This is a genomic window from Nonomuraea harbinensis (genome assembly GCF_019396385.1).
Lineage (GTDB): Bacteria > Actinomycetota > Actinomycetes > Streptosporangiales > Streptosporangiaceae > Nonomuraea > Nonomuraea ferruginea.
This window is the reverse complement of sequence record NZ_JAHKRN010000060.1, coordinates 1-14,080: the sequence shown is the minus strand read 5'-3', so window position 1 is coordinate 14,080 and position 14,080 is coordinate 1. Positions and strand designations below refer to the sequence as shown.

Below are 14,080 nucleotides of genomic sequence, written 5' to 3'. Positions count from 1 at the left end.
ATGGTCTCTAGCTGCGACGTGACGCAGGTGGAGGAGATCGCTTCCCGCCTTGGGATTGATCGTTTCCCGGGACGACCCGTTCAGAAGATCAGCGCGACCTTCCCGTTCAGGCTCCCCCGCTGGAAATGCTCGTGCGCGGCTTTCACGTTCTGCATGGCGTATTGCGCGTCGACCCGGATCTTCAGTCGCCCGCCGTCCACGGCTGCGGCAAGTTCGGCGAGCCCGCGGCCATCTTCGCGTACCTGGTTGACCGTGGTGCGCACCCGACGATGCGACAGGTCGGGTACGGGCCCGGCTTGAGTGGCGATCGAGGCGTACCTGCCGCCATCGGCCACGGCGTCGGTGACGAAGGCGCCGAAAGTGTCGAAGATGGCGTCGTAGCCGCCCACCGGCAGGGTGGTCCGGTCGGTGGTGATGTGGTCGGCTCCCAGCTCCCGTACCACCTCAATTTGCACTTGTCTGGACACCAGCGCGTCCACCTGCGCTCCGCGAGCACACGCGAGTTGCACTGCCAGTCCGCCGACGGCTCCTGCCGCGCCTGCCACCAGCAACTTGTCTCCCTGGCCGACCCCCAGCCAGTCCATGGTCTGCAACGCGGTCAGTCCCGGCAGGGGCAGGGTCGCCGCCTCGACCAGGCTGACCGACGTGGGCGCCTGGGCGATGGAGGCAGCCGGGATGGCGACGAGGTCGGCCCACGACCCGCGCCCGGTCGCCAGCTGATGCGACATGCCGAACACCCGCTCGCCGACGGACAGCCCGCTCGTGCCCGGGTCGACGACGATCCCTGCCAGTTCCCAGCCCAGCGTCATCGGCAACGGTGGCGTGCCCTCACCGATGGCCCCTTCCCTCGTCTTGTCGTCAACCGGGTTGATGGCCGAGGCGATGACCCGCACCAGTACCTCGCCATCGGCCGGTTGCGGTTCCGGTACGTTGACCAGCTCCAGCACATCAAGATCTCCAAAGTGGCCGATCTGAAGAGCACGCATGCCTGGCTCCCGAACTGTCCGATGAACGTCCAACATTAACGGTGGCCCCATTGTGTGCCGGTGGCCGACCGGCGCCCTGCGTGGTGACGGCTCCGGGTTCGCCGCCGTTCGACGGCGGCGGCGATGTACCGGACAAGGTGCCGGAGTCGCGCATCGCCCCGGCGGAGGGTTGTCCTGGTCGCCGCGCGGCCATGATCGCGCGTGTACGTGAGAATTGACCGCTGTCACGTACATCTCCCGGGATGGCGCGGGCCGGGAAGAGGTCACCGAAGGAGCCACCGGAGATGGTGGATGTCATCCCCGAACATCAGCCGGATACCCGGCCTACGCGAGTTCCAGGCCGCCGTCAATCGTGAGAATCTGGCCGGTCAGCCAGGTCGCGGCGGGGTCGGCCAGGCGCAGGATCCAGGTGGCGACCTCTTCAGGGTTGCCGCGGCGGCCGAGCGGGATGCGAGCGGCCTCGTCGCGTTTGATCTGCTCGACCACCTGCTCGGGCAGCCCGGCGGCGGCCAGGGCCTGGCTCTCGGTGGGGCCGGGGGCCAGGGCGTTGACGCGGACTCTGTCGGCGGCCAGTTCCAGGGCCCAGCTGCGGGTGAGCTGTTCGAGGGCGGCTTTGGAGGCGGCGTAATGGGCGCCGCCGGGCAGTGGCCGGTGGCCGTAAGTGCTGGAGACGTTGACGATGGAGCCTTCTGTGCTGCGCAAATGGGGCAGGGCGGCAGCGGCGAGCAGGCTGGGCGCGGTGACGTTGAGGGCGAACAGGCCGGCGATGCCGTCGGCGGTGGTCTCGCCCAGGGGCATCACCTTCGTGGCACCGGCGTTGTTGACCAGTACGTCCACACGCCCCCACAGTCCGGTGGCGGTATCGATGACCTGCTGGGGTGTGTGCGGGTCGCGCAGATCGGCGGCGTGGACGGCGATCCGCGCGTGGTCGGCGGCGGTCTCCTCCAGCGTCTGCACGCGGCGGGCGACGCCGAGCACGCGCGCTCCGGCCCGGGCGAAGGCTCGGGCCACAGCGCGTCCGATGCCTGATCCGGCGCCGGTCACGATGACCACCTTGCCGGCGAAGTCGCCCTGAGCCTGATCGTTCATCACCACTCCTTGTTCGTTGTTCGTGAAATGTCGAACAAGGTAGCATGGTGTTCGTGAAGCAGGCACAACATCCCGAGCTCGAGGAGATGACCCTCGTCGCCGTGATGGGCGCCTTCAGCGACCCGATCCGCGTCGGGCTGGTGCGCGTGCTGGCCGACGGCCGTGAGCGGGGCTGGGGCGAGCTTCGCGTCCCCGTGGCCAAGTCGACGCTCAGCCACCATCTACGCGTGCTGCGCGACGCGGGCATCACCCGGACCCGCCAGGAAGGCACCCGCTGCTACGTCAAGCTGCGCCGCGACGATCTGGACGCCCGGTTTCCCGGGCTGCTGGACGTGGTGCTCGATGCGGCCTGCGGCGACGACGTGGGCGCTCACGTCGGAGTGGACCACGCCCCGCCCCATGCGTGACGCGGCCAAGCATGGGACGCCGACCTGCAGCAGACCTGAATCCGATACGGGTGCGGCTCGTCTTCAGTGAGTGCGGGCGCGCTGGGGCCTGGCCGGGGCCGAAGCGGTGTTGAAACTCCGCGCGCTGGTGGCCAACGGTCATCTCGAGCAGTACTGGCGTTACCACCTCGCCCGGCAACACGAGCGTGTCCATCAGACCGGCTACGTACCAGGACGGATATGCCCTCACGGCTTGATCTCTCCAGTCACTGAGAACGAGCCGCCATGCTGTCGGCTGTGACGAGGTAGCGGCCGTAGCCGGGGGTGCCACCGGAATACGGCGGAAACGGGCCGCGGGCTTGATCGCTGATCGTTAAGGTCTTTGCGTTCCGGCTGCTTAGCGATGGTTCCTGGAGGTTGGATGGCGTCGATCGACCGGACACGTGTACCCGAGGCTCACCCGGGCGGTTACGCGCAGGTCAGGCCTCACTTCGCTGGATTCATGGCTGAAACTACGAGGACCCCGGTTCGCGACACACCTGCGGGCCGGCCGGACATGACCTAGGTATGAACGTCACCGACACCGGGCCGCCGCGCAGCCAGCGCTTCGCCCACCTCTACGAGCAGACGTATGCCGCGTTGCTGCGGTTCGTCGAGCGTCGCGTCCACCCCTCCCACGCCGAGGACGTAGTCGCCGACGTGTTCCTCGTCGCCTGGCGGCGCCTGGACGACGTGCCGCGTGCGGCGGACGAGGCGCGCGCCTGGCTGTTCGGCGTGGCGCACCGCACTCTCCGCAACGGGCTGCGGGCCGACCAGCGGCGGCAGGCGCTCACCGTCCGCATCGCCGACAGCCAGCTGACCGGTGCCGCGGCGGCCGGGCTGGACCCCGAGCTGGTGGCACGCCGGCTCGACCTCGTCCAGGCGTGGCGGCGGCTCAGCCCGCGCCACCAGGAGACGCTCGCCTTGGCCGTGTGGGATGGGCTCACAGCCCCACAGGCCGCGCGGGTGCTCGGCATCTCCCCCGTCGCGTTCCGGCTCAGGCTCGCCCGTGCCCGGCGTGCCCTGCGCCACCACGCCGACGCCGCCCCCGCCACTACGACCCAGCCCGTGGCGACCGCCACCGTGGACTCCCGGAGCATGCGATGAACGACACCCTCGACCACGCCCTGCGCGGCCTCGACCCGGCCGTCACCCCCGCTGACCTGGACACCAGCATCGACCCCAAGGCTCGGGCCCTGCTGGCCCGGGTGATGGCCACCAACCCCATGAGGGCGCCCGCACCGACGACCAGCAGCCCTCGCGTACTCACCGCCAGGCGTCTCACCATTGCCAGCGGAGGGGTGGCCGCCGGCATCGCGGCAGCGCTGCTGATGCCCGGCGTGTTCGGCGGCGGCTCAGCGATGGCAGCGTGGACCGCGACGCCGCACACGGTGAGCGGTGACCGGGCCATCGACGCCCAGGAGAAGTGCCTCGACAATGCCCAGGACACCGCCAAGCGCACAACCGGGCGCGACCTCGGCTTCCGGCCCGTGGTGACCGAGGGCCGGGGGCCATGGACGCTCGTCTACGTCAACGACGGCAGCAGCCACCTGGCCGAGATCACCTGCCTGCTCCGCGACGGCGACCTCGTCGGCGCGCATGGCAGCACGCCGGGGCCCGGCGCACAACCGCTTCCACCGGTTCCTGCGGGGTCGGCGCGGGCCATCCTCGGCTCGGTCCTGAGCACGAGTGAGGAGAGCGTGCGTACCGTGACCGGCAGAGTCGGTGCCGACGTGGTGGGCCTGGAGCTCTCCACGGAGGCGAAAGGCGACGTGACCGCGACCGTCACCGGCGGCTACTTCGCGGCCTGGTGGCCGGACGCACCGACGACAGAGGAACGCGAGAACGCCTCACTTCGTGGCGGCGTCAAGAGCGTCACGGCGATCCTCCAGGACGGGTCGCGGCACAGCGTCTCCCTCGAGGAGCTCACCGGCTTGACGAGCACGCAGCTGAACACACCGGCCACGGGCGGCTCCGCGCGCAACTGACCTGATCACCCGCGGCGGCGCTGGGCCTCACGGTCCGGCGCCGCGAAGCCACTGGCGCTGTGCTGCCCGGCAAGGGGAAGACCAGCCGGCCACGCGTCATAGGCCCCGCCGAACTGGCCACACTGCGTCGCCTGGTCGACGACGGCGTCTCGGTCAGCGAGGCCGCCCGCACCCTCAAATCGGTCGCTCCGCCGCCTACGCAGCCCTCGCGCAACGCTGACCAGCGGCTATCTCACCTGGGTGCGGCTCGTTCTCAGTGACTGGGGAGATCAAGCCGTGAGGGCATATCCGTCCTGGTAGCCGACCTAATGGACGCGCTCGTGTTGCCGGGCGAGATGGAAAGTCCAGTACTCCTCCAGATGACCGTTGGCGACCAGCGCGCGGAGCTTCAGCACCGCTTCGGCTCCGGCCAGGCCCCACCGCGCCCCAGCGAGATCGAACCTGTCGGCGATCAGATGACGGCATGCGCCCTCGATCACCCCGGTCGCGATCGGCCATCCCGCCTCCAGCGCCTGGTCATAACACAGATGCTCGGCGTTGTTGGACAGGTAGCGGATGCACGCGTCGATGCCGTCACGGTGCTGGACGCCCGCTGCGGTGGCCCGCGCGGCCAACGCAGCGATCACCCGGCCGGTGTGCCCGGCCAGCAGAGCCAGGGCGTGGCCGGCGACCCAGTCCTCCGCAGCCGGATCCGCAGGCGGATGCAGATTCCACGCGGCAGCCCATAACTTCTCCAGCACGTGCACGAAATCTATGACGATGTGGACGCGGATGCCGCGCCGAGCCGCTTCGGACCTGATCAGATCGAGTTGGTGCCGGGCCCCGTCGACGAGCACGACCCAGGGACGGACACGTCCGGGGTCGCGGGCCTCGGCCTGGTCGAAGACCTTGGCGATCACATCGCCGGGGCCGACGATGACCGAGCCGCACAACCACTTGCGCAACGCGCGCGGCCGGGCTCGCGGCCTGCGCCGGCCGGCTCGACCGCCCGGGACGGCGATCACATCATGCGGCCGCCGCGGCGCCGGTTCAGCGTCATAAACCACCCCCAACGTCGCCATCCGCTTGCGCGCCGGTTTCTCCCCGGACGCCAGCCGCGTCCGGAACGTGGCCCGAGCGCGGGCGGCGGCGTTCGCCGTCGCCGGCCGCAGCCCCTCGGGACGCATCGCGATCCCCTTGCCGTCCACGCTGAGCACCAGCACCGTGGACGCCGTGCACGGCACCGGGAGCCGCGCGGCGTAGAACGCATCGACATCGGCCGCGGCCCGTGCCACCAACTGCTCGATCTGCCGCTTGCCGACCACCTGGCCGCAGCGCGCCGTGAGCGCCGCCAGAGCGGCGTCGAACGAGCCGCGCACCGTCTCCACGACCGCCAGCTTCGCCAGCCCGGCCGAGTGCCGCACCGCCGGCAACGAACGGTCACCGTCCCGACGACCGTGGCCAGCAGACGGAGATGCCCGATCTCCAGCCGCCGCCGCGGCACCCCGTCGGCCCCGATCACCCCCGCGGCCGCCCCGTCCTGGCGGGCGAGGTGCACCTGCTGCCGCTCGCGCAGCGCTCGCAGGTCAAGGTGCGCCTGCAGCAGCAGGCGTTGCAGCTCACGCCCCCGCTCGACGATCGTCTCCTCCACCCGGTCATGGGTGAGTGTCCCGGTCGCCGCATCGGTGAGGTGTCCGATGAGACAGTTGAAGGTGTTCTTCGCCTCCGCAAAGACGTCAGCGGTGACCTCGGTGTCGTACGGTGCCTGCACAGGGCTCTTCCTTCGTCGGGGTCGGTTGGGTGGCACCTTCGAACCTGACGGCGGGAGAGCCCCGCCACAATCACCCGCCCGGTGACGACGCGGATGACGGCGCGATGCCGTCCCGTGACCCTGCGCCATCCTGCCGGGCCACCTCGCGGGCCACCGGCTCGGTCACCGTGAACAACCCCGGTCCCTCTTCCCGCGCCCAGCCGCGTTCCACCAGCCGCTTCGGCTTCGAGCGCAGCCCTTCCCGCTTGGCGGCCTCATCCGGCAGCCCCATCGCCACCGCGATCTGCCCGGCCCGTATCGCCCGGCCGGCATCGGCCATGATCTCCACCGCGTCCCGGTACGCGCGCGGCAGCACCGCCGCGTTCATGCCGGGCTGCCATGGCGGCACCGTCACCACACCGAGCACCGGCGGCCGTGGCGGCGCCGCGTTGACGGTGCCGGCCGTATCGGCGACCTCTGCCTCCCCTTCGGGCTCATCGAGCAGCCGTGCCGCCTCGCCCAGGATCTCCTCGACGGTCTCCCGCGTGATCGTCAGCCGAGACAACCGGTCCTGCTCGTCCTCCAGCTGTGACGCCAGCACGGCGATCTCTTCGCGGATCTCGTCTATCCGCCGGCGGGCCACAGCCTCACGCCGTGCCAGTTCCTCGAGCAACGAGCCCACCGTCACCACCGCCTCACACCTCTGCACTCACAGTAGAAGGCGGTTCCCGGATCAAACAGTTACGTCTGCAAAAGCCCAGCTCAGGCACTCACTGAAGGAGAGCTGCACCCATACTCTTTTCTCGCCCCAGCGTGACCGCCTGACGCGCGAGGGGCACCAGATCGACGAAGACAGGCACGAGGACGTGGGACGGCGGGTGCGCTATCAGGTTGGCGGGTAGCACGCGTCATTAGGACGGCGGACGCTCTGACGCCCGCCGTCCCATCTTGGCACGGTCGCCGGATCTCCCGCCGGGATGTTGCTGCTGTGACCCCTGACGTGCGTACCACGTGGGAGGACCCGGTACGGGTGCCGTTCGAGACCCCCTGGCCGGCGATCGTGGCCGTCGTCGCCGGCCTTCCCCTCCTCGCCCACGAGCAGTCGTCCCCTTCCCCGAGGCATCCTCGGATATTCGGGCGTACAAAGCAGAACGCGCCCCATCAGGAAGCGCCTCCACCCCATACTGATCAGGGGCGAGATCATCTCGACATCAACGATCCAAGGGGGCCCGTTGCCCGACAGTCGCCACAAGTACCTCTACGAGCGCCTCGGGGACCATGACTTGGCCTGTCGTTAAGGAAGCTGTCACCAAGTACACGCGGGCGTGTTAAGCCTGGTCAGTGGGTACGGCGAGGCGGTGCCAGGACCTCGGTGACCTTGGCGATGGCCTCAGCTCCGGGTTTGACGTAGCGCATGGCGGTCCGGGGGTTCTTGTGGCGGGTCTTGCCCATGATGAGCTGGAGCGGGACCTCGGCGTCGCCGAGGTGGGTGGCGGCGGAGTGGCGTAGCTGGTGCAGGTCGAGTCCGGCGTGCTTGTCCAGCAGAACGCGGGCGCGGTCGTAGCCGAGGCGGGCGCGGCCGGTGTGCGGGCAGATGTCGGCGGCGGCCGGTCGGCGGGCGGGGACGGGGCGGCGTTCGGACAGGAACAGCGGGCCGCGGGTGCGTGTGCTGCCATCGGGCAGCCGGAGCAGGCGGGGCAGCAGGTGGGCGGTGCCCGTCTCCCAGTACACCCACTCGGTGGCGCCGCCCTTGGAGCGGACGGGGGCACGGCGGTGCTCCAGGTCAAGGTCCTCGACGTTGAGCGCGAGGATCTCCGCGGCCCGGGCCGCCGTCTCGTACAGCATCCGCCACAGCGTCTTCTCGCGCAGCGGGATGTCGCGGCGCGACAGCAGCCGGTGGATGGTGGTCTTGGCCACGGCGCGGGTCTCGTCGGCGCTTTCCTTGCGGCGTTCGGCGTCGGCCGGGACCGACGGGGCGGCCCAGTGCTTCTTGGTCTGGCACCAGGCGAGCCAGGAGGTGACGGCGGCGCGGTTGCGGTTCCAGGTCGCCGGCGCGCATCGGCCCCACACCTCGGTGAGCGCGGCGCCGATCTCGGTGTCGGTGACGTCGGCGAGGGGCCGGTCGCGGCCGAGCCGCTCGATGGTGCGGTCGATGGCCGAGGCGTAGGCGCGGTGGGTGTTGGGGTTGACGGTGCGCGGGGTGGCGAGGAAGGCGTCGGCGGCCGCCGCAAGCGTGACGTGCCCGCCGCGAAGGGCTGTGATCTTCGGCGCGGCGCTCATGCCGCCCGCCAGACGACGCCTTCGGCGATGTACCGGATAACGTGCCGGAGTCGCGCACCGCCCCGGCAAGACGTTCGCCTGGTCGGCGCGCCGCCATGATCGCTCATGTACGTGATAATAGGTCATTATCCCGTACATGATCTTGTCGCGATCAACGACTTCTCAGGCTGTATCCACGCCAGTGCGATGGGGCGGCTTGAGGAGTCGGGCGGTCAGGCTGCGACCACACCAGTGCCTCGGCCTGCTGGGCACCGGGTGATGCCGAGCATCACGTGACCGGCACGATCGCCCCAACGTCAGCCCCTGAACCCGTAGGGCTGATGGCCAGGTGAAGATCCCGCCGAGAGGCGCTCTACCTCTGTCTGGCCTCGCGGAACGCCGGCGCCCGGCCGCCCGCACGGGCATGCTCGCCCAGCAGGGGCAGCACGCGCGGCGCCACCACCGTGGACAGGATCACGACGCTTGTCGAGCGCGCGACGTGGGGGGATCGATTCACTTCCAGGAGCGCTTCCTGGAGATCGCCTTTGCTGCGGGCGGCCATGCGGCAGACCACGTCGCTGGTTCCGGTGGTGGCGTACGCCTCCACGATCGCCGGATGGCGTTTGAGCTCGTCGCGGACTTCGTCCAGTGCGCCCTGTGTGATTTCCAGGGTGACGAAGGCCTGGACGGTGAAGCCCGCGGCATCCAGATCGATGTCCGGGCCATAGCCCGTGAGCACGCCCGCGCCCTCCAACTTCTCGATCCGGGACTGGACGGTCGCCCGCGCCACACCGGTCAATCGGGACAGTTCCAGCGCTCCGGCGCGGGGGTGATCGCGCAGTGCCTGGAGGAGCGCGACGTCCAACCTGTCCACCGGTTCACCTCCGAAGCCCATCAGGCGTGCTAGGCGGATTGCCTAGCAGAGACTCGTTTTCCCCAGCTTAGTGACACATATATACCAGCAGTTTCTAGGCAGCTTGTGCATCTTATCGCGATTGGGATGACATATGCGTACAGCACGGGTTTTCGTCCCTCTCTGGAGGAGCACTGTGAGCATCGAGCAGATCTTGACCGATCAGGAGCGCCTGGCCGACCTCCGTTTCGAGGAGCTGAAGCAGCTCGTTGGACTGGTCTCTTACGACGATTCCACCGATCCTTTCCCGGTGACTGGCTGGGACGCGGTCGAGTGGGTGGTGGGCAACGCCACGCAGTCGGCGCACTTCTTCCAGTCCGCCTTCGGCATGGAACTGGTGGCCTACTCCGGCCCGGAGACCGGCAACCGCGACCACCACGCTTACGTGCTGCGCAGCGGCGCGGTGCGTTTCGTCGTCAAGGGCGGTGTGACTCCGGACAGTCCGTTGCATGACCACCACCGCAGGCATGGCGACGGGATCGTCGACATCGCGCTCGAGGTGCCCGATGTGGACCGCTGCGTCGAGCACGCCCGCCGCCAGGGCGCCACTGTGGTGGAGGAGCCGCACGACGTCACCGACGAGCACGGCACGATCCGCGTCGCGGCCCTCGCCACCTACGGCGAGACCCGTCACAGCCTGGTCGATCGGTCCCGCTACACCGGGCCGTACCGGCCGGGCTACGTGGCGCGCACCTCGACCTACACCAAGCGTCCCGGCGCGCCCAAGCGGCTGTTCCAGGCCCTCGACCACGTGGTGGGCAACGTGGAGCTGGGCCGGATGGACGAGTGGGTGGACTTCTACGGCCGGGTGATGGGCTTCACCAACATGGCCGAGTTCATCGGCGACGACATCGCGACCGAATACTCGGCCCTGATGTCGAAGGTCGTGGCCAACGGCAACCACCGGGTGAAGTTCCCCTTGAACGAGCCGGCCATCGCCAAGAAGAAGAGCCAGATCGACGAGTACCTGGAGTTCTACCAGGGGCCGGGCGCTCAGCACCTCGCGCTGGCCACCAACGACATCCTGCGTACGGTGGACTGCCTGCGCGAGGAGGGCGTCGAGTTTCTCGACACTCCCGACTCCTACTACGAGGACCCGCAGCTGCGGGCGCGTATCGGTGAGGTCCGCGTCCCCATCGAAGAGTTGCACAGGCGTGGCATTCTGGTGGACCGCGACGAGGACGGCTACCTCCTGCAGATCTTCACCAAGCCGATCGGCGATCGGCCCACGGTCTTCTTCGAGTTCATCGAGCGGCACGGCTCGCTCGGCTTCGGCAAGGGCAACTTCCAGGCCCTGTTCGAAGCACTGGAACGGGAGCAGGAGCGGCGAGGCAACCTCTGAGCACGGGCGGCGAATCATGGCCTACTACCAGCGCAGCGGGTTCGTCCCGCCCAAGCGGCACACTCAGCACCGCTCCCCCTCCGGGGAGCTGTACTACGAGGAGCTGGTCGGCGAGGAGGGCTTCTCCTCCGACTCCTCCCTGCTCTACCACGTCGGCATCCCTTCGGCAGTGACCGATGTGCGCGACTGGGACCTTCCGGATCAGTCCACCGCCCCCAACCAGCCACTCGCTCCACGGCACTTGCGCCTGCACGACCTCTTCACGCAGGACGCGTGGACGTCCAGCGACGCGGTGAGGAACCGGCGGCTCATCCTCGGCAACGCCGACGTGCGGCTCGGTTACGTCGCGGCCGGGCAGCCCTCCCCGCTCTACCGCAACGCCGTCGGCGACGAGTGCGTGTACGTCGAGTCCGGCACCGGCACGGTGGAGACCGTCTTCGGCGACCTGCAGGTGCGGCAGGGCGACTACGTCATCCTGCCGCGGGCGACCGTCCATCGATGGGTTCCGCAGGGCGAGGAGCCGCTGCGCCTGTACGTGATCGAAGCCAACAGCCACATCACCCCGCCCAAGCGCTTCCTGTCACGCTTCGGGCAGTTCCTGGAGCACGCGCCCTACTGCGAACGCGATCTACGGGCGCCTTCCGCCCCTCGTGTCCTGGACGGGCAGGACGTCGAGGTCTACATCAAGCACCGGGGCCAGGGCCCCGGGGGGATCGCGGGCACCGTCCATGTCATGGCGCGCCATCCCTTCGACGTGGTGGGCTGGGACGGCTGCCTGTACCCATACGCGTTCAACATCGCCGACTACGAGCCCCTCACCGGCCGGGTCCACCAGCCGCCGCCCGCTCATCAGGTGTTCGAGGGACACAACTTCGTCGTCTGCAACTTCGTGCCGCGCCAGGTGGACTACCATCCGCTGGCCGTCCCGGTCCCGTACTACCACTCCAACGTCGACTCCGACGAGGTGATGTTCTACTGCGGCGGGGACTACGAGGCGCGCAGGGGCTCCGGCATCGGGCAGGGCTCGATCTCCCTGCACCCGGCCGGTCACGCGCACGGCCCGCAGCCGGGCGCGGTCGAACGCAGCCTCGGGGTCCGCTTCTTCGACGAACTGGCGGTGATGGTGGACACCTTCCGCCCGCTGGAGCTCGGCGAGGGTGGCCGAGCCACGGATGACGGGCAGTACGTGTGGACCTGGTCCGGGCGAAGGAACTCGCCGTGAGAGCGCCCGGCGCTTTCACGGCGTTTTTCGACGACGCCGCGCTCTTCCCTCCGGGGGATGCGCCGATGGCCGAGGCGGTGCCCCGCCACCAGGAGCATCGCGCCGCCTGGTACGGCGATTCGGTGGGGCCGTTCGTCTGCCCGCACGGCCGGCTGAGCGAGTTGCACCACCTGCCCGGCGGGGACGGCCCGGCGCTCGACATCGCCTTGACGGTGCCGCAGGGCGCGGCGGCGCTCGCCGGCGCGGTCGCCGAGGCCACCGCGCATCCGCGGGTGCGGCTGCGCGCCGTGGAACTGCCCGTTGCCGCAAGCACCGGCGACCTGTCGAGCCTCATCGCCGCGGCCGTGCCGCGCGACGTGATCGTGTACGCCGAGGTGGCGGTCGATCCGGACGCGGTCTCGGCACTGGCGGGGAGCGGTCTGCGCCTGAAGTTGCGGACCGGAGGCCTGCGAGCCGAGGACTTCCCCGACGAAGCCGCGCTCGCCGCGGCCGTGGTGCGCGCGGTGCGCTGCGGCATCCCGTTCAAGCTCACCGCCGGCCTGCACCGCGCGATCCGGCACACCGACCCTGTCACCGGATTCGAGCATCACGGGTTCCTCAACGTGCTCGCCGCGACCGTGGCGGCCTGGCAGGGCGCGACCGAGGTCACTGTCGCCGCCGTCCTGGCCTGCCGCGACGCGCGGACCGTCGCCGCCGCCTGCACCCCCGAGCAGGTTTCCGCCGCCCGGCGCAGCTTCACGTCCTTCGGCACCTGCAGCATCGGTGAGCCTGTGGCCGATCTTTCCGCGTTGCGACTGTTGGGAGGAGCCTGACATGACGGCGCACCGCGTTGCGCGCTCCTGGGTCCCCATGCCGGAGGATCACCCCTTCGGTCTGCAGACCCTGCCTTTCGGCTCGTTCGCCGGCCCGGGGGGACGGCCCCGGGTGGGCGTCGCGATCGGCGACCAGGTCCTCGATGTGTCCGCGGCCTGGCCCGCGCTGGCCGGCTGTGACGAGGGCTTGTTCGCCACCGGCAGGCTGGAGCGCCTCCTGGCCGCCGGACCGGCGTGCTGGGCCCGGACCAGGCAGTTGCTGACCCGCTGGCTGAGCGAGGCCGGCGAACGCGAACGCGTCGCCGCCTACCTGTCGCCGGCCTCGGCCCACACCATGCTGCTGCCGTTCGAGGTCGCCGACTACGTCGACTTCTACGCCTCGGAGCATCACGCGGCCAACCTGGGCAGCATGTTCCGCCCCGGTTCCGAGCCGCTGACGCCCAACTGGAAGCACATGCCCATCGGCTACCACGGCCGGGCCGGCACCATCGTGGTGTCGGGCACGCCGATCGTCCGGCCCGCCGGCCAGCGGCGTGCGGCCGACGGCGCCGTGCAGGTCGGCCCGAGCACGCGGCTCGACATCGAGGCCGAGCTCGGATTCGTGGTGGGCGTCCCCAGCGGCATGGGCGCCCCGGTGCCGCTGGACCGGTTCGACCAGCACGTCTTCGGCGTGTGCCTGGTCAACGACTGGTCCGCCCGTGACATCCAGTCATGGGAGTACGTCCCGCTGGGGCCGTTCCTCGGCAAATCGTTCGCGACGTCGATCTCACCGTGGATCGTCCCCCTGGCCGCGCTCGAACACGCCAGGGTCACGCCGCCGCCGCGCACCCCTCGGCCGCCCGCCTACCTGAACGACGCGCACCAGGCCCGCTGGGGGCTGGACGTCCGGCTGGAAGTACGCCTCAACGGCACCAAGATCAGCGAACCATGTTTCGCCGACATGTACTGGACGGCCGCCCAGCAACTGGCCCACATGACCGTCAACGGTGCAGGCCTGCGAACGGGCGACCTGTTCGCCTCCGGCACCATCAGCGGCCCCACTCCCCGGAGCCGGGGCTCTCTCATCGAGCTGACCTGGAACGGCGCGCATCCGCTACAGGTCGCCGGCGGCGAGGAGCGTACCTTCCTGGAGGACGGCGATGAGGTGATCATCACCGCGACCGCTCCCGGCCCCGCCGCAACCACGGTCGGCCTCGGCGAGGTCACCGGGCGAGTGGTCCCCGCCGAGGCCGCCGTCCGCTGACCGCCCGTGCCCTCAGCCGCCAAAAGCGCGGCTCCGGAAACCAGATAGGGAGAGAGCGGGGGGGGGGGGGAG

The 14,080-nt window shown here is 69.9% G+C and carries 12 protein-coding genes and 2 pseudogenes; 8 read left to right on the top strand and 6 right to left on the bottom strand.

Translation table 11 applies throughout. The annotated features are described in order from the left end of the window. Positions 1–80: 80 nt before the first annotated feature. A complete protein-coding gene (locus KME79_RS38410) occupies positions 81–986 on the bottom strand; it encodes an NADP-dependent oxidoreductase (protein WP_219550530.1) in 906 nt (301 codons plus the stop codon). A 324-nt stretch (positions 987–1,310) separates the two neighbouring features. After that, the gene (locus tag KME79_RS38405; RefSeq protein ID WP_219550526.1) at positions 1,311–2,075 is read right to left on the bottom strand and encodes an SDR family NAD(P)-dependent oxidoreductase; all 765 of its coding nucleotides are present in this window, start codon (positions 2,073–2,075) and stop codon (positions 1,311–1,313) included. A 44-nt stretch (positions 2,076–2,119) separates the two neighbouring features. Between KME79_RS38405 and KME79_RS38400 the strand changes: the two genes are divergently transcribed. From KME79_RS38400 to KME79_RS38390, 4 genes and pseudogenes are all read left to right on the top strand, one after another. Next, a complete protein-coding gene (locus tag KME79_RS38400; protein ID WP_246641140.1) occupies positions 2,120–2,482 on the top strand; it encodes an ArsR/SmtB family transcription factor in 363 nt (120 codons plus the stop codon). Positions 2,483–2,558: 76 nt separating this feature from the next. Further along, positions 2,559–2,762, top strand: a pseudogene (locus KME79_RS45805) (hypothetical protein); the annotation flags it as partial. 266 nt (positions 2,763–3,028) lie between these two features. After that, positions 3,029–3,607: an RNA polymerase sigma factor gene (locus KME79_RS38395; protein WP_219550516.1), complete on the top strand. Its 579-nt coding sequence runs from the start codon at positions 3,029–3,031 to the stop codon at positions 3,605–3,607. Beyond that, positions 3,604–4,488: a hypothetical protein gene (locus tag KME79_RS38390; protein ID WP_219550510.1), complete on the top strand. Its 885-nt coding sequence runs from the start codon at positions 3,604–3,606 to the stop codon at positions 4,486–4,488. The genes KME79_RS38395 and KME79_RS38390 overlap by 4 nt, the downstream gene beginning before the upstream one ends. A 305-nt stretch (positions 4,489–4,793) precedes the next feature. On the opposite strand, the pseudogene KME79_RS38385 reads toward KME79_RS38390, so the two are convergent. From KME79_RS38385 to KME79_RS38370, 4 genes and pseudogenes are all read right to left on the bottom strand, one after another. Next, a pseudogene (locus tag KME79_RS38385) lies at positions 4,794–6,238 on the bottom strand (ISKra4 family transposase). Between the two features lie 70 nt (positions 6,239–6,308). Beyond that, positions 6,309–6,908, bottom strand: a complete 600-nt coding sequence (locus KME79_RS38380; protein ID WP_219550504.1) for a hypothetical protein — start codon at positions 6,906–6,908, stop codon at positions 6,309–6,311. Positions 6,909–7,555: 647 nt separating this feature from the next. Then, positions 7,556–8,497 (bottom strand): tyrosine-type recombinase/integrase, encoded by a 942-nt coding sequence (locus KME79_RS38375; protein ID WP_219550502.1) that lies wholly within the window; start codon positions 8,495–8,497, stop codon positions 7,556–7,558. A gap of 352 nt (positions 8,498–8,849) precedes the next feature. Further along, a complete protein-coding gene (locus tag KME79_RS38370) occupies positions 8,850–9,350 on the bottom strand; it encodes an Lrp/AsnC family transcriptional regulator (RefSeq protein ID WP_219550501.1) in 501 nt (166 codons plus the stop codon). Between the two features lie 175 nt (positions 9,351–9,525). Here KME79_RS38370 and hppD point away from each other — a divergent pair, with 175 nt between their 5' ends. The 4 genes from hppD to fahA are packed head-to-tail and all read left to right on the top strand — an operon-like array spanning position 9,526 to position 14,008. Next, positions 9,526–10,731: a 4-hydroxyphenylpyruvate dioxygenase gene (gene hppD / locus KME79_RS38365; protein ID WP_443684607.1), complete on the top strand. Its 1,206-nt coding sequence runs from the start codon at positions 9,526–9,528 to the stop codon at positions 10,729–10,731. A 16-nt stretch (positions 10,732–10,747) separates the two neighbouring features. Beyond that, positions 10,748–11,953, top strand: a complete 1,206-nt coding sequence (locus KME79_RS38360; RefSeq protein ID WP_219550497.1) for a homogentisate 1,2-dioxygenase — start codon at positions 10,748–10,750, stop codon at positions 11,951–11,953. Next, positions 11,920–12,765, top strand: coding sequence for a hypothetical protein (locus tag KME79_RS38355; RefSeq protein ID WP_308249203.1), 846 nt, complete (start codon positions 11,920–11,922; stop codon positions 12,763–12,765). Before KME79_RS38360 ends, KME79_RS38355 begins: the two co-directional genes overlap by 34 nt. Before the next feature lies 1 nt (position 12,766). Continuing rightward, positions 12,767–14,008, top strand: a complete 1,242-nt coding sequence (fahA, locus tag KME79_RS38350; RefSeq protein WP_219550495.1) for a fumarylacetoacetase — start codon at positions 12,767–12,769, stop codon at positions 14,006–14,008. Positions 14,009–14,080 lie beyond the last annotated feature (72 nt).